The organism is Amycolatopsis sp. WAC 01376 (assembly GCF_003947415.1).
Taxonomy (GTDB): Bacteria; Actinomycetota; Actinomycetes; order Mycobacteriales; family Pseudonocardiaceae; genus Amycolatopsis.
This window is the reverse complement of sequence record NZ_QHKL01000003.1, coordinates 707,954-730,932: the sequence shown is the minus strand read 5'-3', so window position 1 is coordinate 730,932 and position 22,979 is coordinate 707,954. Positions and strand designations below refer to the sequence as shown.

The window sequence follows — 22,979 nt, the reverse complement described above, 5'->3', positions numbered from 1 at the left end:
TGACGACGCTCTCACTCGTCCTTGACATGCCGACTGGCACCACTATATTCAACCACTAGGTTAATCAACCGACTGATTGAGCAGCGATGACCACTGATCAGCTCAGCGCCACGTTCGCCGCGCTGGCGGACCCCATCCGCCGCGCCATTCTGGCGCGCCTGGCCGGCGGCGAGGCCACCGTGAACGAGCTGGCGGAACCCTTCCCAGTGAGCCTCCAGGCCATCTCGAAGCACTTGAAGGTCCTTGAGCGTGCGGGCCTGATCAGCCGCGGTAAGACGGCTCAATGGCGGCCCTGCCGTCTCGAGGCGGGGCCACTCGGCGACATCTCGGACTGGGTCGAGCGCTACCGCCGGTTCTGGGACGACGGTTTCGACCGTCTCGACGAGCACCTGACCGAACTCCAGAAAGGCAAGCCGAATGAGTGAGAAGGAGCTGACCATCACCCGCGTCTTCGACGCGCCGCGGGAACTGGTGTTCCAGGCGTGGACGGTTCCTGAACAGTTCGCGAACTGGATGGGCCCCAAGGGGTTCACCGCCTCCGGCGTGCAGATGGACCTCGCCGAGGGCGGCGCCTGGCGAGCGACCATCGGCAACGACGAAGGCGTCGAGCACACCTCGGCCGGGGTCTATCGCGAGATCTCCGCCCCCGAACGGCTGGTGTTCACCTTCTCCTGGGTGTCCTCGCCCGAGGAGAAGACGCTGGTGACGATCGACTTCACCGATCTCGGCGACAAGACCGAAATGACCTTCCACCAGGGTGAATTCCCCTCCGAGGAAACCCGCGACGACCACCGTGCCGGGTGGTCCGAAACCTTCGAAGACCTCGCCGCACACCTGACCCGACAGGAGACGAACCGATGACCCCGACCCTCCCCGAAGTCGTGTCGCGCGAAGAATGGCAGGCCGCGCGGGACGCCTTGATGATCAAGGAGAAGGAACTCACCAAAGCCACCGACGCGATCAACGCCGAACGCCGGCGGCTGCCCATGGTCCGCTTCGACGGCAAGTACGAGTTCGAAGGCCCGGGCGGCCGCGTCTCGCTGCTGGACCTGTTCGAAGGACGCCGCCAGCTGATCGTCTACCACTTCATGCTGAATCCCGGCCAGAAGGCGGGCTGCGTCGGCTGTTCGATGGTCATCGACCACGTCGGCCCCCTTGCCCACCTCCACGACCGCGACACGACGTTCACCGCGGTCTCGCCCGCCACGCTTCCCGAAATCGAGAAGTACAAGGAGCGAATGGGCTGGACGATCCCGTGGGTCTCGACGGCGGGCGATGACTTCAACCCCGACTGCGGTCTCGACGGCGGGTTCGGCATCAGCGTCTTCCTGCGCGAGGGCGACGAGGTCTTCCGCACCTACTTCACCTCCGGCAGGGGCGCCGAACAGTTCGTGAGCACCTTCCGTTACCTCGACCTGACGCCGTTCGGGCGGCAGGAGGCGTGGGAGGAGTCCGGCCGCGGGACGGACGGCCCGGGCCACTGGTGGAAACGGCACGACGAGTACTGAGCGATCATGCGGGTCAGACGCTTCCAGAGGACTAAATGCGTAGGGGCCAAAAGTCGCGATTGCGGGCGAGCCCGGGCGGCGGTGAAGTGAAAGCTCCCTTCACCGCGTCCGATGCACCGAAGGACGCCTTCGCCCCTGGGCCCACGGTGGCGAGCCCGGTCGCTACCCCTTGAATAAATTCGTGGGGCCATGTCGAGAACCCCGCGTCCGCTCCGACCCCTCGGTGTCCGGTGCCCGGAAGGCGGGCGCCACACCGAAGGGATCAAGCCATGCGCAAGGTCGTCTACGCCGTCCACACCTCACTCGACGGCCGCATCGAGGGCCCCAATGGCGAGTTCGACTGGACCGAGATGGGCCCCGAACTGTCCGCCCACTCCCAGGAACTGGTCGACCGCGCCGACACCTTCGCCTATGGGCGGCGGGTCTGGGACATGATGTCGTCGTACTGGCCGCAGGCCGAATCGATCTCGGACCACCCGCACGACCTGCGGTTCGCCCCGATCTGGCGGAAGACGCCGAAGATCGTCTTCTCCAGGACGCTGGAGAAAGCGGACTGGAACACCGAGGTCGTCGCCGGCGATCTCACCGAACGCGTGACCGGACTCAAGGCCAGGCCCGGCAAGGATCTGCTGCTGATGGGCGGGGCCGAACTGGCCACCGCGCTCGCCGACCGCGGCCTGATCGACGAGTGCCACGTCATCGTGCACCCGGTGGTGCTCGGCGGCGGCAAGCAGGTGTTCGCGGGCGGAGTGCGCACGGACCTGCGACTGACCGGCACCCGTACTTTCGACGGGCGCTCGGTGCTGCTGACCTACGAAGCGCGGTGAAACCGGGCGGCAGCCCCTACGCTGCCGCCGTCAGGTTCACCTCGCGTTGCTGGCACGCAAGGCGATCCACTGCCGCATCGCGTACTCGACCAGCGTGATCAACGTCTGCTTGGTCGACTCCCGCTCCCGGGCGTCACAGCGGACGATCGGGATGTTGGGGTCGATCGACAGCGCTTCACGCACGTCGTTGATGTCGTGCTCGAGGACGCCGTCGAAGGTGTTCACCCCGACGATGTAGGGCAGGCCCCGGTCCTCGAAGAAGTCGATCGGCGCGAACGAATCGGCCAGCCGTCGCGTGTCGGCCAGCACCACGGCGCCGATCGCGCCGCGGACGAGGTCGTCCCACATGAACCAGAACCGCTGCTGTCCGGGCGTGCCGAACAGGTAGAGGATCAGGTCCGCGTCCAGGGAGACCCGGCCGAAGTCCATCGCGACCGTGGTGGTCGACTTGTTGGGCGTCTGGTCGAGGTTGTCGATCCCCCGACTGGCGTCCGTCATCATCGCCTCGGTGGTGAGCGGGACGATCTCCGACACCGAACCGACGAAGGTCGTCTTACCCGCACCGAAGCCACCCGCCACGACGATCTTCGCGGATGTCATGGTCGGGGGCGCGGTTTCCCGCGGTGCCTTAAAGCCGACGGAGTCCACTCAAAACCCTTTCCATCAACACCAGATGTGCCTCGGCGCCGTCATTGCCCGAAATCGTCTTGTGCACGCTGACCAGTCCCGCGTCCGCCGCGTCGCTGATCAGCACGCGTGCCACACCCAGCGGTACGCGCAGGGTCGCCGCGATCTCGGCGACCGAACGCGGGGTGCGGCACTCTTCGATGATCGAAACGCACTCGATCTGGTCCGCGGCCACCGCGGGGAGGCTACCCGCGGAGACATGGTCCTTGGTGGAGATGAGCGTCTCCAGCTCGAGAGCGTAGTTCGCCTTGGTCCGGCCCCCGGTGAGGGCATAGGGACGGACGATCGCCGTCTCTTCGAGCGGCGACGGCGACTGCTCGAAGACGGCGGGCATGATGAACTCGCCGCTGGGTGGACCCGGGTCGAAAAGACCACCTGGTCTCGGCCCGACGGCGCCTGCGCCGCTGTCGGGTGGAGAGGCAAGTGAGGTCACGCGGTCTCCTTGATCGGTCGGCTGCGGGACTGCCGATTCCCCGGCGGAGTGGGCTCCACCCGGCTGGGAATCCTGGGCTTGCTTGTTCTTCTTGCGCTTCCGACGACCACGGCCCGAATCCAGGGTGAACCCGTTCAGGACGTCGGCGAAGGTGCCGTCGTCCCGTGAACCGGCAGCATGGGCAGCCCCCGCGTGCGGAGGCTGGTGTTCACCCGTCCCCGGCGGTTCGCCGAAGGATCCGGATCCGGTGCTCATCGGGACATCATCCCACCGGTTCGCCGATCAGCGACCCACCGGCGCCCTGCAATTGAGCGCGGAGTTCCGGCGTGAGGATCTGGCCGACGCGGTCGACGAGCATCGTCATCTCGTAGGCGACCTGTCCGATGTCGCAGTTCGGGGCGGCGAGGATGGCCAGGCAGGAGCCGTCGCTGATGGACATCAGCACCATGATGCCGAGTTCCATCTCGACGACGGTCTCGTTGACCGCGCCAGCCTCGAAGCACCGGGCGGCGCCCTGGGTCAGGCTCACCAGTCCGGACGCGACGGCGGCCAGCTGGTCGGCCCGGTCCAGCGGGAGCCTGCTGGACGCGGTGAGCAGGAGGCCGTCCGCCGACACGACCACGGCGTGCGCCACTCCGGGCACCCGCTCGGCGAAGTCATTCACCAGCCACCCGAACTGGTTCTGCTGGGGCTGGGCCGGGTTCGGCGAGGTCATTCACCCTCCAGGGTTTCGTGGTTGGCTTCGGTCGCCTGGGCCGTGCGGTGCCGTCCGCGCTGGATGCCCTGCTGGAAACTGCTCAGGCGACCGCGCACGTCGTGCGCGTCTCGCTGTGGTCGGGGGGTGACCGCCCCGGCGGGCGGTCCCGCGCTGCCCGGAAGCAGTTGCTCCCCGCGGCGGCGCCTGGGTAATCCTGCCGAAGTCATCTTCGAGGGGACAGACTGGGACACCGCTTGGGCTGCTTTCCAGCCTTCGTCGGAGCCGAAGTTCCAGGCGTCCGTCTGCTCGATGGCGGCGACCGGTTCCGGTTCCGGTTCCGCTGCCTGCGGTTTCCGGCTCGGCAACGCGGCGGGCGGGGCCGGACGCGCGGCCGTCTCCGATGTCTCCGCTGTCTTCGCCGTCTCCTGTGTCTTCGCTGCCTTCGCGGGCTCGGAGGCCTTCGGCGGCTCGGGTGCCGCTTCCGGCTCAGGAGTCGCGTCCGGCTGGGTGGCGAGGGCCTCGGCGGGCGCGGTCTTGTCCGCCGCCTCCTTGCGCCCCCGCTTGACGCCCTGCTGGAAGCTGCTCAGCCTGCCGCGCACGTTCGCCGGGTCGCGGACCGGCAGCTCCGACTTGGCGGTGGGTTCGGCGGCCGGGACCGACGACGCCGCGCTGCCCGGCAGGAGCTGCTCGCCCTTGCGGCGGCGGGGCAACCCTGCCTGGGTGAAGGTCGACGGAGCGTTCTGCGAGACCTCCTGCACCGTGCGGAAGGCCTTGTCGCTGGCGAAGTCCCAGGTGCGGGATTCCTGCTCGGCGGTGGGAGCGGACTCGGCCGTCTTCTTCTCTTCGGGTTCCTTCGCCCCCGGCTTCTCCTTCTTCGCCGCGGGTTTGGCCGCGGGCTTTTCCGGAGCGGGCGAACGGAACCACGCCGAGAGCATCTCGTCGAAGATCGGCGTCGTCTCCGACGCGGTGGGCGCGGGCGCGGCTGGGGGCGGCGTGGTCGCCTGGTTCCACCATTCGCTCAGCGTGGTGCTGTTCTTGGCTTCGAACAGTTCCTTGCCGCTGGGCAGCTCGCCTTCCACCGAGGCGGGCTTCTCCGCCTCTTTCGCGACGGGCTCGGGCTCCGCGGCGGGTTCCGGCTCGGGACGACGGGGCTCCGGCGCCGGCGGGCGGGCGGGCGGCGATGCCGTCTCGTCCTTGGGGATCGGGCTGAACAGCGCCGTTCCCGAGATCTCCAGATCCGACGGCGGCCGCGGGTCCTGGGTGTGACTGTGCCCGTTCACGCCGGGTTTGGTGTGGCCCGCCAGGTCGTTCGCCGACGGCCAGCGCTCGCCGCCCTGCGACGGCACGTTCGGCGTTCCCGGCCGCGAGCCGTTCGTGTGGCGTTGGCGGCGGGGCAGGCCGCCCGGCTGCTGCGGCGGCAGCGGCGCGAGGCGCTGGGTGATCGGGCCGGTGGCGGGACCGGGGTCCCCGCCGGGCGGGACCATCACGAGATCCGCCGGGACCGAGACGGTGGCGCGCACGCCGACGATGTCCTTGCCGCCGTGCAGCGAGACACCGATGCGGTGCCTGTTGGCCAGCCGCCCGACCACGAACAGGCCCATCCGGCGTGAGGTGGTGAGGTCGACGTTGGGGGCCTCGGTGAGCCGGGCGTTGGCCTCGGCGACCTCGGCCTCGTTCATCCCGATGCCCTTGTCGAGGATGTCGATGCCGAACGAGCCGTCCTCGACGAGCCTGGTCGCGACGGTCACCTGGGTTTCCGGGGCGGAGAACGCCGTGGCGTTGTCCAGCAGTTCGGCGATCAGGCGCATCAGGTCGTTGGCCGCGTAGCCCACCAGCCGCACCGGCGGCGGGTTCTGCACGGTGACCCGCTGGTACTGCTCGATCTCGGACACGGCCGCGCGCACCACGTCGGTGGCGGAGACCGGCTGGCCGGACCGCCTGCCCGGCTCGGCGCCGGAGAGGACCATCAGGTTCTCGTTGTTACGGCGCATGCGGGTGGCGAGGTGGTCGAGCTGGAAGAGCGTGGCCAGCTGGTCGGCGTCCTCTTCGTCGCGCTCCAGCCGCTCGATCAGCTGCAGCTGGCGCTGCACGAGACTCTGGCTGCGGCGGGAGAGGTTGACGAACACGTTGCTGTAGCCGGTGCGCATCGAGGCCTGCTCGGTGGCCAGGCGCAGCGCCTGGTGGTGCACCTTGTCGAAGGCCCTGGCGACCTCGCCGATCTCGTCGTCGCTGCCGACCGGGACCGGCCGCACGTCGGTGCCCTGCGAGCGGCCTTCCTGGATGTTGCGGACCGCGTCGGGCAGCTGCTTCTCGGCGACGTCGAGAGCGCTGGCGCGCAACACCTTCAGCGAGCGCAGCAACTGGCGGGTGATGAGGAAGACGACGGCGACGGCGAGCACCATCGCGCCGAACAGCAGGACCGCGAGCAGACCCGCGCCGCTGCTGGCGTCGTCGACCAGTTCGGCAGAGACCGCGCTGGTCTCACCGCCGAACTTGTTCGCGACCTCGCCGACCTTGGTGATCACCGCGGTCGAGGCGTCGGTCCAGCCCTGCGCGGACAACGAGCGGAACGCTTGCGCGGACGGGGTTCCCTGTTCGCCGAGCGCGGTTTTCGCGAGCCTGTCACGGTTTTCCATCGCCTCGTCGGTGACGACGGCGCTGAACTCCTGGCGCTGCTGCTCCGAGGCGGCGGCGCGGAAGTCGGTGAACCGGTCGGCCAGCCTCAGTTCGGCGGTGCGCAACCGGTCGAGTTCGCTCGGCGCGAGACTCGACCGGGCGATGCCGAAGGAGACCAGCGCCTGGCTCAGCGACAGTTGTTCCTTCATCACGGCGAGGTCGTGCAGTGCGGTGGGAGTGCCGCCGAGGACATCCTGGCCCGCACCCGCCGCCAGCGCGGTGTCGAGGGCCAGCAGCGCGGTGGTGACATCGGTGTACTCACCGATCGCCTGGACGGGGTCGAGCTGTCCGGAGGAGGCCCGCTGCCGGATGTCGGGCAGCCTGTCGAGCTGGGCTGCGGCCGCTTCCCGCGCCTGACGGAGCGACGGCTCGTTCTCCACCGCCCGGGTGGCGGCGGCGCCGTAGAGAGGAATGGCGGTGTCGACGTCGGCGCGAGCCGAGGCGAGCTCGAGGGTCCCGCCGACGGTGCCCGCGGTCAGCCCGGCGGCGGACTGGGTGCGTTCGCGGCCGAGCCCGTCGGCGAGGGTGCGGATGTGCCCGCTCAACGCGACGAGCCGGTCCAGCCGCTGGTAGCCGTCGGACCGGCCGACCTGGCCGGCGATGGTCGCGATGCCCAGTGCGAGCGCGATGAGGATCGGCACCAGCGTCACGGCCGACAGCTTCACCGGCAGGCTCCAGTCCCGCCAGCGCACGAGCGTGCGCCAGCCGGTGGCCCACCGAGATGGCCGGGGAGTGCGTCCCAGCAGCTCCCCGACAGGCACTTGGCCTTCTCCTGCAACGGTCACGTAGGTGACTCCCTGTCCGGCGTCCTGGCACGGTCTGAGGCGTCCGTTCCCGCGAGACGTCCGCTCGCGGGGAACTCGACCCCGGACTGACCCCGTGATCGATCGCGACGTGAGGGACCCTGTCCGGCGATCCGGGTGTCCCGAGTGTCCCTGGGTACACCGGTCCGCATCGAGAGGTCTTGCACCTGCACGTGCAGGTCGCAACCTGCGAAGTGCATGGTCGTCGAGATCAACTTTTCTTTGCCAATCGGTCACAGCGGGTCAGCCGGGCCAAAGAATCGTACACCAATCCGGGTGCCGTCAATTCCGTTCGGCATACGGGGGCTGACCAGCGAAAAGTGTGTTCACGAACGATCTACGGGGCCCGAAATCCGCCTGCGCGTCACAAACGAGGGAATTCCGGTTACGGCTTGCGCGGATACACAGGGTGCCCTTATCACCCGTTCAGCCCACGTACGGTAGCCGCGTCGCCCGGTCGAACTACTTTCCGTGCCCCCAACGGGTGGGTCAAGCCCAAATATGTGCCCGATGTTGTGGCCTTGCCGCCCAAGCCGGTTCATTGTCGCCCGACGTGGTGATTTCTTTCGAGACGCCCGGTGAAGCGGGGGATCTTCCCCGGTCCGGGATGGCGGGCACGGTATCGGAACCCGTCGCGAGCCGGTAGCGAAACTACGATCTGTCACCAAAACGAGGGACAGAGCGTGGTCACCGTCCATCGTTTGCCGCAGTGGGCCGTTCGGGCGACGACCCGGCGTGACAACCCTGCTCACTATTACGAGTGATAAAGCCGGTTCATTCCGGCCGAAACGATTTCCGGAAACACTAATACGAGGTAAAACCGAATACCGAGCGCTTGCCTTCGCGGAACCGGGGTCGCCTATTCAGAGCGCGTGAAGCCGTAGTTAGTATGTGCGCTCCCGTACCGCGCCACGGATGCAAGCCCCGGAGGAACCCATGCCCGACGTCGCGCGTCCTTACGCGGCGAGCAACGCCCTGGAGGACACCGGGCAGATGCCCGCGCTGTTCGTCCGCGAGCGCCGGCCCGCTCCCCCGCCGCCGCGCGCCACCGGCCCCGACTTCGACCGGATCCAGCACGGCAAGGAGTTCGTCGCGCTGCGCAAGACCTTCCGCCGGTTCGTGTTCCCGATGAGCCTGCTGTTCTTCACCTGGTACATGACGTTCGTGCTGCTGGCGGCCTACGCGCACGACTTCATGAGCCGGAAGGTGTGGGGCGAGGTCAACGTCGGCATCCTGCTCGGGCTCGGCCAGTTCGCCAGCACGATCCTGATCACCATCGCCTACCTGAAGTTCGCTAACAAGCGGCTCGACCCCAAGGTCGAGGCGCTGCGGGCCTCCGTCGGGGCGGGTGAGCGATGAGCATCCCCGACAACAACCCGGTGCTGAACATCGCGGTGTTCGCGCTCTTCGTCGCGATCACCCTGTACGTGGTGTACCGCGTCAGCACGCGCAACTCGTCCACTTCGGACTACTACGCCGCGGGCAGCGCCTTCACCGGACGGCAGAACGGCATCGCGCTTTCGGGTGACTTCCTCTCGGCGGCGTCGTTCCTCGGTATCGCCGGGGCGATCGCGATCCACGGCTACGACGGCTTCCTGTACTCGATCGGGTTCCTCGTCGCGTGGATGGTCGATCTGCTGCTGATCGCGGAACTGCTGCGCAACACCGGCCGCTTCACCATGGGCGACGTGCTCAGCTTCCGCATGAAGCAGCGCCCGGTCCGCGCCGCGGCCGCGACGTCGACGCTGGTGATCTCCTTCTTCTACATGCTCGCGCAGATGGCGGGTGCCGGCGGGCTGGTGGCGCTGCTGCTGGACATCCACGGCGGCATCGGCCAGGCGCTGGTGATCGGCGTCGTCGGTGTCGTCATGGTGCTGTACGTGCTGGTCGGCGGGATGAAGGGCACCACATGGGTGCAGATCATCAAGGCGACCATCCTGCTGCTGACCGGCGCGCTGATCACCGTGTTCCTGTTCGGCAAGTTCGGTTTCAGCTTCTCGAACCGGCTCGCGGCCGCCGCCGACAACAGCCCGCTCGGTGACGAACTGCTGCAGCCCGGCGGCTCTTACGGCAAGAGCGAGGTCACGAAGCTCGACTTCGTCTCGCTGGCGCTGGCACTGGTCCTCGGCGCCGCCGCGCTCCCGCACGTGCTGATGCGCTTCTACACCGTGCCGAACTCGCGCGAGGCGCGGCGCTCGGTGGTCTGGGCGACCGCCTGCATGACCCTCTTCTACCTCTGCACGCTGGTCATCGGCTTCGGCGCGGCCGCGCTGGTCGGCCCGGAGGCGATCAAGAACGCGCCCGGCGGGGAGAACTCGGCGGCGCCGCTGCTCGCGCTGAACATCGGCGGCACCGTCCTGCTCGGCGTCGTCTCGGCGGTGGCCTTCGCGACCATCCTCGCCGTCGTCGCCGGGCTGACGATCACCGCGTCCGCCTCCTTCGCCCACGACGTCTACGCCAACATCTTCAAGAACGGCAAGGCGGAACCGGCCGCGGAGGTCCGGGTCGCCCGGCTGACCGCGGTCGCCGTCGGGGCGTTCGCGATCGTCGGCGGCATCCTGGCGAACGGGCAGAACATCGCGTTCCTGGTGGCACTGGCGTTCGCCGTCGCGGCGTCGGCGAACCTCTCGACGCTGCTGTACTCGCTGTTCTGGAAACGCTTCAACACCACCGGCACGCTGTGGGGCATCTACGGCGGGCTGATCGCGAGCCTGGTGCTCGTGTTCTTCTCGCCGGTGATGTCCGGGGCCGCGGACTCGATCATCAAGAGCGTCGACTTCCACTGGTTCCCGCTGAAGAACCCGGGCCTGGTGTCGATCCCGTTCTCGTTCCTGTGCGGGTTCGTGGGCACCTTCGTCGGCCGCTCGAAGGCCGATCCGGTCAAGCACGCGGAGATGGAGGTGCGGTCCCTCACCGGGATCGGCTCCTGACGCGCGCCCGCCGCGGACCGGCGAGCCTCGCGGCCGCGGCATGCCGCGAAAGCCACTTTCGCGACGTTGAAGGTTGCGAAAGTGGCTTTCGCAACGCGGACGTCGGTCGCTGGGCAGGCTGGGCACAGACGGCGACCGGGCTCGACAAGCGAACGCGCCGAACCCCCTGACGCGCGCCATGAACGGTCCGTTCCTTGCAAAATTTGCCAGGAACGGACCGTTCATGGCGTCCGGAGGCCGTCCAGCACGATCGCGAGAAGCCGCTTCGTGTCCTCCTCCGAAGCCTTGCTCGCCGCCGAACCCAGGCCGTGGCCGAGCCGCAGGATGTCGACGCCGGTGACGTCGGCCCTGAGCGCGCCCTCGTCCTGCGCCGCCTTCACGATCGTGTCGGCGGCGGCCCGCAACCGCGACTGACACCAGCCGAAGACTTCGGAGCCCGCGTCGACGGACGCCTTCAGTGTCATCGCGAGCCCGTGCTTCTCGACCACGTAGATGACGTGCGTGGCCAGCCACGTCTCGAGCGCCTTGCCCGGTGGCAACTCGTCGAGCAGGTCGTAGGCCTGCTGCGCCAATCCGTCGATCTCGTCGCGGTAGACGGCCTCGATCAGTTTGTCGCGCGTCGGGAAGTGCCGGTACAGCGTGCCCGCGCCGACCCCGGCGCGTTTGGCGATGTCGTCGGCGGGCACGTCCACGCCGTCGGCGGTGAAAGCCTCCTTCGCCACGGCCACGATGCGCTCGTAGTTGCGCCGCGCGTCCGCGCGCATGGGGCGGGCCGGATCGGCCGTGACCATCTGCACCTCCTCGGGCGACGAAAACGGAGAGGTTCTCCGAATCCACTTGCGTAAGCGGAGACTGCCTCCATATCATCGCTCACGACCTCAAGTGGAGAGTCTCTCCGCTTCATCTCGTTACGTCTTTGGAGTATTCCTTGACCGAACGAACCCTGCGTGCCGAGCCTAGGCCGGAGACGGCCGGGGCCCTACCACCTCCACACCGGCTGGTCCTCCCCATCATCCTGACCTGCCAGCTCATGCTCATCCTCGACGCGACGGTGATGAACGTCGCGCTCCCCCGCATCCAGTCCGAACTCGGCTTCACCGACACTGGCCTCTCCTGGGTGATGACGGCGTACAGCCTGGTGTTCGGCGGCTTGCTGCTGCTCGGCGGCCGGGCGGGTGACGTGTTCGGGCGCCGCCGGATGTTCGTCGTCGGCGCGGCCGTGTTCACCGCCGCCTCCCTGTTCGGCGGCCTCGCCGGTTCGGCGGAACTGCTGATCGCCGCCCGCATCGCGCAGGGCGTCGGCGCCGCGCTCGCCGGGCCGAGCACTCTCGCGCTGATCACCAGCACCTTCACCGAAGCCAAGGCACGGGTGCGCGCGCTGGCGTTGTTCTCGGCGATGTCCAGCAGCGGTTTCGCGATCGGCCTGCTGCTCGGCGGGCTGCTGACCGAATGGATCTCGTGGCGCGCGGCGCTGTACATCAACGTCCCGTTCGGGCTCGCGATCGTCCTGCTCGCCTCGCGCTACGTCGCCGACCCTCCCCGGCGACGCGCCCGGCTGGACCTTCCCGGCGCGTTCACCGGCACCTTCGGCGTCGGCTCGCTGGTGTTCGCCTTCACCCACGCCGCTTCGCACGGTTGGGGTGACCTGATCACCCTCGGCGCTCTCGCCACGGGACTGGCGCTGCTGGCCGCGTTCGTCACCATCGAGACCAGGGTCAGCGAGCCGCTGATCCCGTTGCGCCTGTTCGCCGAACGCGACCGCGCGGCGGCCTACGTCAACTTCTTCCTCGGGCCGATGGCCATGATGTCGATGTTCTTCTTCCTGACCCAGTTCCTGCAGGACATCGCGGGCTTCGCCGCGCTGGAGACCGGCTTCGCGTTCCTGCCGATGGCGGTCTGCATGTTCGGGCTCAGCAGGCTGATCCCGAAGCTGCTCCCCCGGTTCGGGCCGAAACCACTCGCGCTGACCGGGACCGCGCTGATGACCGGCGGGGTCGTCTGGCTGACCACGCTCACCACGGACGGCGGCTACTTTTCCCATCTGCTCGGCCCGATGCTGCTGATGGGCGTCGGCGCGGGGCTGGCGTTCTCCCCGCTCAGCGTGATCATCATGGCGACGGTCCCGACCGACGACGCGGGGGCCGCGGGCGGCGCCTTGCAGACGTTGCAGCAGGTCGGGGCGACCTTGGGGCTGGCGATCCTGATCACCGTGTTCGGCGCGGTGACGCGGACGCCGTCCGGCACTCCGGCGGAGACCACCGTCGACGGGATGACCGCGGCGTTCACCGCCGCCGCCGTGGTGACGGCGGTGTCCTTCCTGGTGGCGCTGACCTTCCGGCGCCGGGCTTAGAGCTTCGCGCCCGCCTGGACCTTGTGCGTGACCTTGCGCTCCATCACGAAGGAGAAGAACGGGATGCAGCCGGCGATCAGCACGAGGAGGGTGCCCTTCATCGACCAGCGGGCCTTGATCGCGAGGTCGACCGCGAGCAGCAGGTAGACCAGGTAGAGCCCGCCGTGGACCATGGGGATCATCTTCACGAACTGGGGCAGCTCCACGCGGAAGACGTACTGCAGCAGCATCTCGACGACCAGCCCGAGCAGGGCCACACCGGTGGCGTACGCCGCGACGCGGAAGCGGATCAGCGGTCCGCCCAGCGAAACCGGGCGGGCCGGGGCGGCGTCGTCAGTTCGGGTGGTCATAGGGTCTCGAACCTCTCTGGGGAACTACTGATCGCGGGCGTTGAGTTCGCGAAGGTACCTGTTGTACGCGGCGAGCTCGTCGTCCTCGGGGGGCGGCGGCGCCGGGGCGCGCCGCTGCCGGGGCGCGGGCACCTCGGGAACGGCGAGCTCGGCCACCGTTTCCTGGGCGTCGGCCTCGGCGGCCTGACGGCGGAGCTTGCGGATCCGCCAGAACATGAACGCGGGGAACAGCCCGAACAGCGGCCACTGCAACACATAGCCGAGGTTCTGGAACGTCCCGCTCGCCGAGGAGAACCGCTCCCACTGCCACCAGGCGAGCCCGCAGCACAGCGCCAGGCTCACCAGGCAGACGCCGGCGATGCCGAGACGGCGCAGGGTGGCTGACGATGCGGACACGCATCGACGCTAGCACTGGTCGCGGTGGGAAACTTCGCCGACCTGGGCGCTCGGGACCTTGGTCCCGAGCCGGTCCGCGAGGGATGATGCGCCCTCCCCTGGATGTCATGAAAGGGTCGTTCAGGACATTTTTTGTCCTGAACGACCCTTTCATGACATTTCAGAGCGCCCTCACGGACCGAAACTCACGAGCGGCCCGCGGCGACGGCCTTCGCGTAGTCGTCCGCCAGCCCGAAGACCTTCTGCGCGTACTCGGTCGAGTTGTTGTACGACAGGATCCCCTGCCACCAGCCCGAGGCGGCCGACATGTCGCGGTTGTTCACGCACAGGTAGCGCGCCGCCGCCAGTGTCGCGTCGTCGATCTGCTGCGGGTCGCCGACGCCGTCGCGGTTGCCGTCGGCGGCGTAGCGGCGCCAGGTGCTGGGGATGAACTGCATCGGGCCGACCGCGCGGTCGACGGCCGCGTCCCCGTCGAACTGGCCTCGGTCGGTGTCGCCGATCGCCTTCACGCCGGGCGACCCGTCGAGCGGGACGCCGATGATCGGCTTCGATGGCCGTCCGTCCTGGCCGAGGACGGCGCCGCCGTACTGGCCGTGGTTCGACTCGATCCGGCCGATGCCCGCCAGGGTCGCCCACGAGATCTTGCAGCCGGGCTGCATCTGGCGCATCGCCAGTTCGGCGTTGCCGTAGGCGAACAGCGCCCTGGCCGGGATGCCGGTGGCCTGTGCCGCCCGCTCGGTCCAGCCGGTCAGCGGGTCCTTGCCCGGCTTCGGCTGCGCCTGCTGCGGCGCGGTCTGCTGAGTGGCGCCGCCCGCGAGAGTGGCGTTGACCGGGGCGACCGAGCCGGGTTTGACGTCGGCCGCCTTGACCTGCAGCGCGGGGATCTCCATCGTCGTCGGGCTCGCGACCGGGGCGGAAGCCTTGGTCACCAGCCAGATCCCGCCCCCGGCGAGGCCGAGCACGGCCAGCACGATCACCAGCCTGCCGAGTACGGCGGCGCCCACCCCGCGACGTGGCGGAGCGGGCGTGGCCGGGTCGGCGACGAGCTCGTCGTTTTCCGGGGTGGTGCGCACGAAGCGGGTCCTCCAGCGTGGGCGGCGATCACGACCGATGCTCGAACAACGAGCCCGCGCAGGTTAGCGTTACGCGCTGGTCGAGATCGCCCCTGCCACGCCGGTTCACCCGCGTGTGCGAGAAGTTCTCATCAGGCGGACTTCTGCTGCCTCGCCAGCCGCGCCACGCACCAGGCCGGGGCGCTGCCGCGGCGAAGGTGCTGCAAGACGGTCATGGGGCCGAGACGACGGCTCAGGTCGGACGGGGCGAGCCCGGCCGCGCGGTAGTCGAGGGCGCGCTGGTCGAGCGGGCTGATGCCGGCGTCCCACCAGGCTTCGGCCTCGGCGACGCCGCCGACCATCTGCCACCAGCCGGCGGCCGCGACGAGCAGGTCCTGCGGGACCTCCGGGAGCCGGCTGCGCATCGCGTCGAGGTAGCCGGGATCGGCGGCCTCGACCGGCGCCCAGCGCGCCTGACCGGACTGCTGACGCTGGCCGGGAATGCCGGGAGCCTGCCGCACGTCCGCCAGCCACGCCGACGCGATGCGGTCGGCCTCCTGCTCCTCGGGGGTCTGCTCGCGTTCCGCGGCCCACTGCCGGATCAACGCATCGACTCCGGGATCTCCGGTCATCCCTGCCTCCTCATGATTCCCCGACTGACAAGTCCTGACTTACTTGCCCGGCTGAAAGTTCCGCTGCCCTGGGGCTCGCACCTGCGGAAACTCCTCACTCAGGAGGCCGGCTCCGGCGCCTTGAGGACCAACCGATCACGCAATGTGAGCACCGTAGGGGCGCGGAGGTCTTTTCCGCCAGAGCTTCCAGGGCACGAATTCGTCGACCAGCGGGTTTTCGGGGGCAATCCACCCGGATGGTCGAGTCGCTCGACCGAAACCGGAGGCGGGTGACTGTGCGTGATAACCGCTGGTGGCCGCGCACGGTGATCACCGGCGTCAGCGAGGACACCGGTGATCACCGCGGTGGGTCAGGAGAAGAGGCTCCGGACGAACGTGACGATGGCTTCGGCACCGGACCGCAGCCAGCCGAGTGCGGTGTGGACGGCGTCGGCGGATTGGGTCGGCCTGCTGATCAGAAAGAAGAGCACGAGCGCGACAACGGCGATCACAACGAATTTCTTCAAGCCGGGCGACATGGCTCCATCCCATCACACCGTAGTGTCCAGACGATGACTCCGCGCGCACTGCGGACTTTGTCACCACTTTAAGGAGATCGGGGCCCTGTTGCCCACCCGGATTCCCGAGGGAGCGATCGATGAGCGAAAACGTTCTCGTACACCGGGACGGACCCGTGACGACGATCACGCTGAACCGGCCGGGGGCCCGCAACGCGGTGGACGGACCGACCGCGGCCGCGCTGGCGGACGCGTTCCGCGCCTTCGACGCCGACGACGAGGCCGCGGTCGCCGTCCTCACCGGTTCGGGTGACGCCTTCTGCGCCGGAGCCGATCTGAAGGCCGTCGGCACCGGCCGCACCAACTCGCTCGGCCCGGCGGGTGACGGGCCGATGGGGCCGTCGCGGATGACGCTGTCGAAGCCGGTGATCGCCGCGGTCCGCGGGCACGCCGTCGCGGGCGGCCTCGAACTGGCGCTGTGGTGCGACCTGCGGGTCGCCGACAGCACGGCCGTCTTCGGCGTGTTCTGCCGCCGCTGGGGTGTCCCGCTGATCGACGGCGGCACGGTGCGCCTCCCCCGGCTGATCGGGCATTCGCGGGCGATGGACCTGATCCTCACCGGCAGGCCGGTCGACGCCGACGAGGCGCTCGCGATCGGGCTTGCGAACCGGGTCGTGCCCGACGGCGAGGCACTGGCGGCCGCGCAAGCCCTGGCGCGCGAACTGGCCGCGTTCCCCCAGGCGTGCCTGCGCGCGGACCGCAAGTCCGCGTACGGCCAGTACGGGCTCACCGAAGACGAGGCGATGCGGGCCGAGTTCTCGAACGCGCTGATCGGCGGCGGGCTCGCCGAAGAAGCCGTCAAGGGCGCGAGCCGGTTCAGCGACGGCGCGGGGCGTCACGGCAGTTTCGAGGGCGATCCGTCCTAAAGTCTGTCGGATGACAGAAACCGGAGTCGCGCTCAGACCGGTGTACGAAGACGACCTGCCGATGCTCGAAACGCTGACGAACGATCCGCGGGCCGCGGGCGCGTTCGAGTGGCACGGCTGGCACGACCCGCATTTCCTGCGCCGCCGCTGGGCGGAGACCGGCATGCTCGCGGCGGACAACGGGATGCTGATGATCGACCTCGACGGGCAGCGGCTCGGTTTCGTCTCCTGGCACAAGACCAGATCCGGGGCGACGTCGTACTGCTGGAACGCCGGGCTCGTGCTGATCCCCGAGGCCCGCGGCCACGGCCACGGCACCGAGGCCCAGCGGTTGCTGGTCCGCTACCTCTTCGCGCATACGCAGATGAACCGCGTCGAGGCGTCGACGGAAGCGGGCAACGTCGCCGAGCAGCGCTCGCTGACGAAGGCAGGCTTCACCCGCGAAGGCGTGCTCCGCGGCTACGCGTTCCGGGACGGGACCTGGCGCGATCACATCCTCTACTCGATGCTGCGATCGGACCTGGGCCCCGACCCGGAACGCCTCTAGGCGATCGCCCCGGCGGCCTTGAGCCGTTCGATCCCGTCGGCGTCCACACCGAGTTCGGCGAGGACCTCGGCGGTGTCGCCACCCTTGGGCCGCGGCGGTTCCGGCGTCTCGGCAGGCGTGCGGTCGAACCTCGGCGCCGGCGCGGGCTGCATCATGCCGCCGACGTCGACGAACGTCTTGCGCGCGACGTTGTGCGGATGCGACGGCGCCTCCCTCGGGGAGAGCACCGCCGTCAGACACGCGTCGGTGCCTTCGGCCTTCGCGACGAGTTCGTCGCGAGTGTGCTTCGCGACGGCCTCGGCGACGATCTTGCGCAGCTTCGGCCACTCGTTCTTGTCGACGTGGACCGGCGTCTCCTCGGGATCGAGGCCGAGCACCTTCACCAGATCGCCCCAGAACCGCATCTCGATCGCGCCGATGGCGACGTACTTGCCGTCGGCGGTCTCGTAGGTGTCGTAGAACGGCGCGCCGCCGTCGAGCATGTTCTCGCCGCGCCCGCCCGGCCACAGCCCGGAATCCAGCAGTCCGTGCAGGCTGGTGGTCAGCAGCGCCGCACCGTCCACCATGGACGCGTCGACGACCTGTCCCTTGCCGGACGCCTGGCGTTCGAACAGCGCCGCCAGCACGCCCATGGCGAGCAGGAGGCCACCGCCGCCGAAGTCACCGACGAGGTTGAGCGGCACCACCGGCCGCTGCCCGGCGTGCCCGATGGGTTCGAGCGCGCCGGAGATGCCGATGTAGTTGATGTCGTGCCCGGCGACGGTCGCCAGCGGGCCGTCCTGGCCGTAGCCGGTCATCCGGCCGTAGACCAGCCGCGGATTGCGGGCGTGGACCTGTTCCGGCCCGATGCCCATCCGCTCGGCGACGCCGGGACGGAAACCCTCGATGAGCACGTCGGCGTCGTCGGCGAGTTTCAGCACCAGTTCGACGCCCTCGGGGGTCTTGGTGTTGATGCCGATCGAGCGCCTGCCCCGCGCGAGCGGATCGTTCGGGAACCCGATGACGTCGTTGCCCGGTGTCGCCCGGTCGACCCGGACGACCTCCGCGCCGAGGTCGGCGAGGATCGTGCAGGCGAACGGCGCCGGGGCGAGCCCGGCCAGTTCGACGACCTTGAGCCCGCTCAGTGGCCCAGCCTTCATCGCCACGTCCTTTCCTGGTACGGCAACGGGTTTCACAGCGTGCGGGAGATGATTTCCTTCATGATCTCGCTGGTGCCGCCGAAGATACGGGAGATCCGGATGTCGGCCCACGCACGCGCGATCGGGTACTCGGTCATGTAGCCGTAGCCGCCGAAGAGCTGCAGGCAGTCGTCGACGACCTTGTTGACCCGTTCGGTGGTCCACAGCTTCGCCATCGCCGCGCCCTGCACGTCGAGTTCCTTGCGCAGATGCCGTTCGATGCACTGGTCGAGGAACGCGCGGGACACGGCGGCCTCGGTCGCGGCCTCGGCGAGTTTGAACTTCGTGTTCTGGAAGTTGTAGACCGGGCGGCCGAAGGCCTGGCGGTCCTTGGTGTAGGCGATGGTCTGGTCGATCGCGGCCTCCATCCCGGCCACCGCGGTGACGGCGATGATCAGCCGTTCCTGCGGCAGCTGCTGCATCAGCTGGATGAAGCCGAGGCCTTCCTGTCCGCCGAGGAGGTTGGCGGCGGGCACCCGGACGTCGTCGAAGTTCAGCTCCGCGGTGTCCTGGCCCTTGAGGCCGATCTTGTCGAGGACGCGGCCGCGGCTGAAGCCGGGGGTGTCGGTCTCGACGGCGATCAGCGAGACGCCTTGCGCGCCCGCGTCCGGGTCGGTCTTCACCGCGACGACGACGAGGTCGGCGTGGAAACCGTTGGTGATGAACGTCTTCGCGCCGTTGATCACGTAGTGGTCGCCGTCGCGGACCGCGCGCGTCTTGATGTTCTGCAGATCCGAACCCGTGCCGGGTTCGGTCATCGCGACCGCGCCGACCATCTCGCCGGAGGCGAACTTCGGCAGCCACGCCTTCTTCTGCTCTTCGCCGGCGTACTCCAGGATGTAGTGCGCGACGATTCCATTGTGGACGGTGACGCCCCATGCGCTGTCGCCGGATCGGGCCTGCTCTTCGTAGAGCACGGCCTCGTGGGCGAACGTGCCGCCGCCACCGCCGTACTCCTCCGGGATGGACAGGGCCAGCAGGCCGACCTCGCCCGCCTTCGTCCACAGCTCGCGGTCGACCTTCTTCTCGGCCGCCCAGCGCTCCTGGTTCGGCACGAGTTCCTTCTGGCAGAAGGTCCGGGCGAGGTCCCGGAGGTCTTCGAGCTCCGTCGTGCTCCACGAACTCTTCTGGATCTGCAAGGGCACGGCCAACGCCTCCTGATCGGACCTGGAAAACATGACGCTTAGGATGTAAGTTCCAAGCGGAATGTACATCCGTACCGAGCTGCACGTAAAGGGGGCCCGATCCGGTGAGTGTGCTCGGCAGGACCCATCGCACCCAGGCCGAGCGGCGTGAGCAGACGCGCACCGCCCTGCTCGACGCGACCATCGACTGCCTGGTCGACCTCGGTTACGCGCGCACCTCGGTCCAGGAGATCTGCGCCCGCGCGGGCGTCTCGAAGGGCGCCGTGCAGCATCACTTCTCCGCGAAGGCCGAACTCATGGCGGCCGCCGTCGAACATCTGACGGAGAAGTTGCGCGGACGGCTCGCGACGTCGATCTCGGCGCTTCCCGGTGGCGCCTCGGGCGTCGCGGCGGCGATCGACCTGCTGTGGGAGGGCTACTCGGGCACGCTGTCCACGGCCGCCACGGAACTGTGGGTCGCGGCGCGCACCGACCCCGAACTCCGCGAGGCGATCCGCCCGGTCGACCGGGCGCTGGGCCGCTCGACGCTGGAGCACATCACCGCGGTCGCCGGGGACCTGCCGAAGGAGCGCGCGGAAATCCTGTTCTGGCTGACCGTGAACCTCACCCGCGGGCTGGCGCTGGACGCCGAACTCGGTGGCGATCCGAAGCGGCGGCGGCAGTTGCTCGACGAATGGAAACGGATCGCGGTGATGTTGTACGAGGACACCTCCGCGTAGCACGCGCGGGAGCCGCTGACCAGAGCACAGGTGACACTTATCTCGTCGGCCGATTCATGGTGAAATTCCTTGCTGGACAACAAAACCGGCGGAGGAGCCGACCATGAGCGCGCCGCAGCAGCAGCCGTACCAACCGACTGGCCCGTTCGGCGCAGGGCAGCCCGCGCGACCGCCGTCCGACGTGCGGCTCCCCCGGCTCTTCGCCGCGATGATGGGAGTTTTCGCCGGTCTGCTGGTCCTCCTCGCGACTTTTCTCCCGCAGTCGACGTACGAACAGGTCTCCGAAGGCAAGACGGTGTCGAAATTCGCCGAGACCGGCTGGACGCGGAGCTTCGACATCGAGCCGTCGGCGGAGGAGAAGGAGTTCTACGACAAGACGCACGTCGCCCGCTACGGCATCCCGCTGTCCGCCGCCGCGCTGACGCTGTTCGCCGGGGCCGCGGTCGGTTTCGCCTCGTATCGGCGGAGTTCGGGGTCGCCGGCCGCGACGACGTCGAGGACACTGCTGGTCGCAGGCGGGGCGGGGACCGCGATCGGCGTCTGGATGCTCGGCATGGACATCTCGGCGAGCCTGAGCTTCGGGCAGGACACCGGCCGCTTCGTCTCGCGCTACGGCACCGGGAGCGGATTCTGGATCCTGCTCGCGGGCGGACTCGTGGCGTTGCTCACGATCGGGCTGGCGGTCGTGGCCAACCGGCGTGAACCGGCGCCGCCCCCTCAGGCCCCTTACCCGGCCACCTACAGCCCTTACGCTCCCAGCGTCCCTCAGCAGCAATATCCGCAGGCCTACGAGCCGCCGTCACCCCCGACACCACCCGCGGGCTCCGCGTTGCAGCAGCAGGACATCCTGCGCCCGTCGCCGGACAATCCGCCACGGCCCGACAATATGTGAAACTTATTCATATCAGCGGTGGACAGTCTCCATACCGGCAGTATGCTGTACTCGTCGGTAACACCCTGGGCTCTGCGTGGCGCCTTCCGGCTCCACGCCGCATGGAACGGAGACGGCATGACGAGCACGACACCGGCGAGTGCGGGCCAGCACACCGAAGGACCGTCCACCATCGGCGGCGTCCCCGGCGCCCCGGCCATGGCCAGGGCGGAACGGCTCGTGCGGCGGGTCGTGGGCGGCGAGGATTCGGCGCCGGTCCAGATGCGGGCGCCGTTCACCGGGCAGCCGATCGCGACCCTCCCCCAGGCCACCGACGCCGACGTCCGCGCCGTGTACGGCCAGGCGCGGGAAGCGCAGCGCGCGTGGGCCGAACGGCCGGTCGAAGACCGCCAGCGCATCCTGATCCGCCTGCACGACCTGGTCTTGAAGCGGCAGGAAGAAGCGCTCGACCTCGTGCAGATCGAGGCGGGCAAAGCCCGGATGGACGCCTTCGACGAGGTCAGCGCCACCGCGCTCGTAGCCGCCTACTACGGCAAGCACAGCGCGAAGTTCCTTTCGCCGCGTCGCGCCGCCGGGCTGATCCCGGTGCTGACGAAGGTCGGCGAGATCCGGCACCCCAAGGGTGTCGTCGGGATCATCTCGCCGTGGAACTACCCCCTCGCGCTGACCGCGATGGACGTCCTGCCCGCGCTCGCGGCGGGCAACGCCGTCGTGCAGAAGCCGGACAACCAGACCGCGCTCTCGGCGCTGTGGCTGCAGGAGATCGCCGAGGAGGCCGGGCTGCCCGCCGGCGTCTGGCAGATCGTGCTCGGCCGCGGCTCGCGGATCGGCGACGCGCTCGTCGAAGAGTCGGACTACTTGTGCTTCACCGGATCCACGCCCACGGGTAAGGGCCTCGCCGCGAAGGTGGCGGAGCGGCTGACGAGCTACTCGCTCGAACTCGGCGGCAAGAACCCGATGATCGTGCTGCCCGACGCGGACATCGCCAAGACCGCGACCGGCGCGGTGACCGCGTGCTTCTCCTCCGCGGGGCAGCTGTGTGTTTCGGTCGAGCGGATCTACGTCCACGAGTCGATCCGCGAGGAGTTCACGCGGGCCTTCGTCGCCAAGACCTCCGCGCTTCGGCTCGGAGGCGCACTGAACTACCAGGCGCAGATGGGATCTTTGACCTCCGAAGCCCAGCTGGAGACGGTGTCGGGGCACGTCGAGGACGCCCGGTCCAAGGGCGCGAAGGTGCTCACCGGCGGCAAAGCCCGGCCCGACCTCGGCCCGCTGTTCTACGAGCCGACCGTGCTCACCGACGTCACCGAGGACGTCAAACTGTTCGCCGAAGAGACGTTCGGGCCGGTCGTGTCGATCTACGGCTACACCGACGTCACCGACGCGATCGAGCGCGCCAACGACACGAAGTTCGGGCTCAACGCGAGCGTGTGGTCGCGTAACGGCCGCGCGGGCTGGGAGGTCGCGGCGCGGCTGAAGGCCGGGACCGTCAACGTCAACGAAGGCTTCGCGGCGACCTTCGGGACCGTCGGGCTGCCGATGGGCGGGATGAAGGAGTCCGGTGTCGGGCGCCGCAACAGTGCCGAAGGACTGCTCAAGTACACCGAGGCCCAGGCGATCGCGGTGCAGCGCGGGATGCCGCTGCGCCCCGGCCGCGGAATCCCGCCGAAGCTGTGGGCACGGGGTCTGAGCGCCGGCCTCAAGGTGCTTCGCCGCCTCCCGCGCCGCTGACCC

24 protein-coding genes are annotated in these 22,979 nt (G+C 69.0%); 12 read left to right on the top strand and 12 right to left on the bottom strand.

From position 1 onward, the window contains the following. Window positions 1–86 precede the first annotated feature (86 nt). The 4 genes from DMH03_RS20240 to DMH03_RS20225 all read left to right on the top strand — a co-directional run bounded on the left by DMH03_RS20240 (window position 87) and on the right by DMH03_RS20225 (window position 2,335). The gene (locus DMH03_RS20240) at window positions 87–425 is read left to right on the top strand and encodes a helix-turn-helix transcriptional regulator (protein ID WP_125785473.1); all 339 of its coding nucleotides are present in this window, start codon (window positions 87–89) and stop codon (window positions 423–425) included. Beyond that, complete coding sequence (locus DMH03_RS20235; protein ID WP_125793546.1) at window positions 418–861, top strand: SRPBCC domain-containing protein; 444 nt, start codon at window positions 418–420, stop codon at window positions 859–861. Before DMH03_RS20240 ends, DMH03_RS20235 begins: the two co-directional genes overlap by 8 nt. Further along, complete coding sequence (locus tag DMH03_RS20230) at window positions 858–1,508, top strand: DUF899 domain-containing protein (RefSeq protein WP_125793545.1); 651 nt, start codon at window positions 858–860, stop codon at window positions 1,506–1,508. The genes DMH03_RS20235 and DMH03_RS20230 overlap by 4 nt, the downstream gene beginning before the upstream one ends. 269 nt (window positions 1,509–1,777) lie before the next feature. Further along, complete coding sequence (locus DMH03_RS20225) at window positions 1,778–2,335, top strand: dihydrofolate reductase family protein (protein ID WP_125793544.1); 558 nt, start codon at window positions 1,778–1,780, stop codon at window positions 2,333–2,335. Between the two features lie 36 nt (window positions 2,336–2,371). Here the strand turns inward: DMH03_RS20225 and DMH03_RS20220 are convergent, their stop codons facing one another. From DMH03_RS20220 to DMH03_RS20205, 4 genes are read right to left on the bottom strand one after another with little or no spacing between them, the layout of a single operon-like run. After that, the gene (locus DMH03_RS20220; protein WP_125785469.1) at window positions 2,372–2,935 is read right to left on the bottom strand and encodes an ATP/GTP-binding protein; all 564 of its coding nucleotides are present in this window, start codon (window positions 2,933–2,935) and stop codon (window positions 2,372–2,374) included. A gap of 28 nt (window positions 2,936–2,963) precedes the next feature. After that, a complete protein-coding gene (locus DMH03_RS42360) occupies window positions 2,964–3,710 on the bottom strand; it encodes a DUF742 domain-containing protein (RefSeq protein WP_199748946.1) in 747 nt (248 codons plus the stop codon). Between the two features lie 7 nt (window positions 3,711–3,717). Further along, window positions 3,718–4,170 (bottom strand): roadblock/LC7 domain-containing protein, encoded by a 453-nt coding sequence (locus DMH03_RS20210; RefSeq protein ID WP_005166055.1) that lies wholly within the window; start codon window positions 4,168–4,170, stop codon window positions 3,718–3,720. Continuing rightward, the gene (locus tag DMH03_RS20205) at window positions 4,167–7,589 is read right to left on the bottom strand and encodes a nitrate- and nitrite sensing domain-containing protein (RefSeq protein ID WP_125793543.1); all 3,423 of its coding nucleotides are present in this window, start codon (window positions 7,587–7,589) and stop codon (window positions 4,167–4,169) included. The genes DMH03_RS20210 and DMH03_RS20205 overlap by 4 nt, the downstream gene beginning before the upstream one ends. A 978-nt stretch (window positions 7,590–8,567) precedes the next feature. On the opposite strand from DMH03_RS20205, the gene DMH03_RS20200 reads away from it, so the two are divergent. Together DMH03_RS20200 and DMH03_RS20195 are read left to right on the top strand one after the other, a co-directional pair. After that, on the top strand, window positions 8,568–8,990 hold the full coding sequence (locus DMH03_RS20200; protein WP_125793542.1) for a DUF485 domain-containing protein: 423 nt from the start codon (window positions 8,568–8,570) through the stop codon (window positions 8,988–8,990). Continuing rightward, a complete protein-coding gene (locus DMH03_RS20195) occupies window positions 8,987–10,561 on the top strand; it encodes a cation acetate symporter (RefSeq protein ID WP_125793541.1) in 1,575 nt (524 codons plus the stop codon). The genes DMH03_RS20200 and DMH03_RS20195 overlap by 4 nt, the downstream gene beginning before the upstream one ends. A gap of 221 nt (window positions 10,562–10,782) precedes the next feature. Here DMH03_RS20195 and DMH03_RS20190 read toward each other — a convergent pair whose 3' ends face one another. Continuing rightward, on the bottom strand, window positions 10,783–11,352 hold the full coding sequence (locus tag DMH03_RS20190; protein ID WP_125793540.1) for a TetR/AcrR family transcriptional regulator: 570 nt from the start codon (window positions 11,350–11,352) through the stop codon (window positions 10,783–10,785). A gap of 137 nt (window positions 11,353–11,489) precedes the next feature. Here DMH03_RS20190 and DMH03_RS20185 point away from each other — a divergent pair, with 137 nt between their 5' ends. Then, window positions 11,490–12,911: an MFS transporter gene (locus DMH03_RS20185; RefSeq protein WP_233611563.1), complete on the top strand. Its 1,422-nt coding sequence runs from the start codon at window positions 11,490–11,492 to the stop codon at window positions 12,909–12,911. Here the strand turns inward: DMH03_RS20185 and DMH03_RS20180 are convergent. From DMH03_RS20180 to DMH03_RS42355, 5 genes are all read right to left on the bottom strand, one after another. After that, the gene (locus DMH03_RS20180) at window positions 12,908–13,261 is read right to left on the bottom strand and encodes a DUF3817 domain-containing protein (protein WP_125785463.1); all 354 of its coding nucleotides are present in this window, start codon (window positions 13,259–13,261) and stop codon (window positions 12,908–12,910) included. The two genes, DMH03_RS20185 and DMH03_RS20180, sit on opposite strands and share 4 nt — an antisense overlap. Window positions 13,262–13,285: 24 nt before the next feature. Beyond that, window positions 13,286–13,657, bottom strand: a complete 372-nt coding sequence (locus DMH03_RS20175; RefSeq protein ID WP_199748945.1) for a hypothetical protein — start codon at window positions 13,655–13,657, stop codon at window positions 13,286–13,288. 185 nt (window positions 13,658–13,842) lie between these two features. Further along, the gene (locus tag DMH03_RS20170) at window positions 13,843–14,730 is read right to left on the bottom strand and encodes a lytic transglycosylase domain-containing protein (protein WP_125793539.1); all 888 of its coding nucleotides are present in this window, start codon (window positions 14,728–14,730) and stop codon (window positions 13,843–13,845) included. A 131-nt stretch (window positions 14,731–14,861) separates the two neighbouring features. Next, window positions 14,862–15,341 (bottom strand): helix-turn-helix transcriptional regulator, encoded by a 480-nt coding sequence (locus DMH03_RS20165; RefSeq protein ID WP_125793538.1) that lies wholly within the window; start codon window positions 15,339–15,341, stop codon window positions 14,862–14,864. A 350-nt stretch (window positions 15,342–15,691) separates the two neighbouring features. After that, window positions 15,692–15,847 (bottom strand): hypothetical protein, encoded by a 156-nt coding sequence (locus DMH03_RS42355; RefSeq protein WP_162182762.1) that lies wholly within the window; start codon window positions 15,845–15,847, stop codon window positions 15,692–15,694. A 131-nt stretch (window positions 15,848–15,978) separates the two neighbouring features. Here DMH03_RS42355 and DMH03_RS20160 point away from each other — a divergent pair, with 131 nt between their 5' ends. Together DMH03_RS20160 and DMH03_RS20155 are read left to right on the top strand one after the other, a co-directional pair. Beyond that, entirely contained in the window at window positions 15,979–16,764 is a 786-nt protein-coding gene (locus tag DMH03_RS20160; RefSeq protein WP_125793537.1) for a crotonase/enoyl-CoA hydratase family protein, read from the top strand. Between the two features lie 10 nt (window positions 16,765–16,774). Next, complete coding sequence (locus tag DMH03_RS20155) at window positions 16,775–17,311, top strand: GNAT family N-acetyltransferase (protein WP_125793536.1); 537 nt, start codon at window positions 16,775–16,777, stop codon at window positions 17,309–17,311. Here the strand turns inward: DMH03_RS20155 and DMH03_RS20150 are convergent. Together DMH03_RS20150 and DMH03_RS20145 are read right to left on the bottom strand one after the other, a co-directional pair. Further along, a complete protein-coding gene (locus DMH03_RS20150) occupies window positions 17,308–18,450 on the bottom strand; it encodes a CaiB/BaiF CoA-transferase family protein (protein WP_125793535.1) in 1,143 nt (380 codons plus the stop codon). The two genes, DMH03_RS20155 and DMH03_RS20150, sit on opposite strands and share 4 nt — an antisense overlap. Window positions 18,451–18,482: 32 nt before the next feature. Next, window positions 18,483–19,634 carry an acyl-CoA dehydrogenase family protein gene (locus tag DMH03_RS20145; RefSeq protein WP_125785522.1) on the bottom strand — a complete coding sequence of 384 codons (1,152 nt, stop codon included), beginning with the start codon at window positions 19,632–19,634 and terminating at the stop codon, window positions 18,483–18,485. 104 nt (window positions 19,635–19,738) lie between these two features. Here DMH03_RS20145 and DMH03_RS20140 point away from each other — a divergent pair, with 104 nt between their 5' ends. From DMH03_RS20140 to DMH03_RS20130, 3 genes are all read left to right on the top strand, one after another. Further along, window positions 19,739–20,353: a TetR/AcrR family transcriptional regulator gene (locus DMH03_RS20140; protein WP_199748944.1), complete on the top strand. Its 615-nt coding sequence runs from the start codon at window positions 19,739–19,741 to the stop codon at window positions 20,351–20,353. Window positions 20,354–20,456: 103 nt separating this feature from the next. Beyond that, entirely contained in the window at window positions 20,457–21,245 is a 789-nt protein-coding gene (locus DMH03_RS20135) for a hypothetical protein (protein WP_125793534.1), read from the top strand. Between the two features lie 117 nt (window positions 21,246–21,362). Further along, a complete protein-coding gene (locus tag DMH03_RS20130; protein WP_125793533.1) occupies window positions 21,363–22,976 on the top strand; it encodes a succinic semialdehyde dehydrogenase in 1,614 nt (537 codons plus the stop codon). Window positions 22,977–22,979 lie beyond the last annotated feature (3 nt).

What these genes read in the sequence shown, in the direction of transcription:
- DMH03_RS20240 (WP_125785473.1), top strand. Translation starts at nt 87, where the DNA reads ATGACCACTGATCAGCTCAGCGCCACGTTCGCCGCGCTGGCGGACCCC.
- DMH03_RS20235 (WP_125793546.1), top strand. Translation starts at nt 418, where the DNA reads ATGAGTGAGAAGGAGCTGACCATCACCCGCGTCTTCGACGCGCCGCGG.
- DMH03_RS20230 (WP_125793545.1), top strand. Translation starts at nt 858, where the DNA reads ATGACCCCGACCCTCCCCGAAGTCGTGTCGCGCGAAGAATGGCAGGCC.
- DMH03_RS20225 (WP_125793544.1), top strand. Translation starts at nt 1,778, where the DNA reads ATGCGCAAGGTCGTCTACGCCGTCCACACCTCACTCGACGGCCGCATC.
- DMH03_RS20220 (WP_125785469.1), bottom strand. Translation starts at nt 2,935, where the DNA reads ATGACATCCGCGAAGATCGTCGTGGCGGGTGGCTTCGGTGCGGGTAAG.
- DMH03_RS42360 (WP_199748946.1), bottom strand. Translation starts at nt 3,710, where the DNA reads ATGAGCACCGGATCCGGATCCTTCGGCGAACCGCCGGGGACGGGTGAA.
- DMH03_RS20210 (WP_005166055.1), bottom strand. Translation starts at nt 4,170, where the DNA reads ATGACCTCGCCGAACCCGGCCCAGCCCCAGCAGAACCAGTTCGGGTGG.
- DMH03_RS20200 (WP_125793542.1), top strand. Translation starts at nt 8,568, where the DNA reads ATGCCCGACGTCGCGCGTCCTTACGCGGCGAGCAACGCCCTGGAGGAC.
- DMH03_RS20195 (WP_125793541.1), top strand. Translation starts at nt 8,987, where the DNA reads ATGAGCATCCCCGACAACAACCCGGTGCTGAACATCGCGGTGTTCGCG.
- DMH03_RS20190 (WP_125793540.1), bottom strand. Translation starts at nt 11,352, where the DNA reads ATGGTCACGGCCGATCCGGCCCGCCCCATGCGCGCGGACGCGCGGCGC.
- DMH03_RS20180 (WP_125785463.1), bottom strand. Translation starts at nt 13,261, where the DNA reads ATGACCACCCGAACTGACGACGCCGCCCCGGCCCGCCCGGTTTCGCTG.
- DMH03_RS20165 (WP_125793538.1), bottom strand. Translation starts at nt 15,341, where the DNA reads ATGACCGGAGATCCCGGAGTCGATGCGTTGATCCGGCAGTGGGCCGCG.
- DMH03_RS20160 (WP_125793537.1), top strand. Translation starts at nt 15,979, where the DNA reads ATGAGCGAAAACGTTCTCGTACACCGGGACGGACCCGTGACGACGATC.
- DMH03_RS20155 (WP_125793536.1), top strand. Translation starts at nt 16,775, where the DNA reads ATGACAGAAACCGGAGTCGCGCTCAGACCGGTGTACGAAGACGACCTG.
- DMH03_RS20150 (WP_125793535.1), bottom strand. Translation starts at nt 18,450, where the DNA reads ATGAAGGCTGGGCCACTGAGCGGGCTCAAGGTCGTCGAACTGGCCGGG.
- DMH03_RS20135 (WP_125793534.1), top strand. Translation starts at nt 20,457, where the DNA reads ATGAGCGCGCCGCAGCAGCAGCCGTACCAACCGACTGGCCCGTTCGGC.
- DMH03_RS20130 (WP_125793533.1), top strand. Translation starts at nt 21,363, where the DNA reads ATGACGAGCACGACACCGGCGAGTGCGGGCCAGCACACCGAAGGACCG.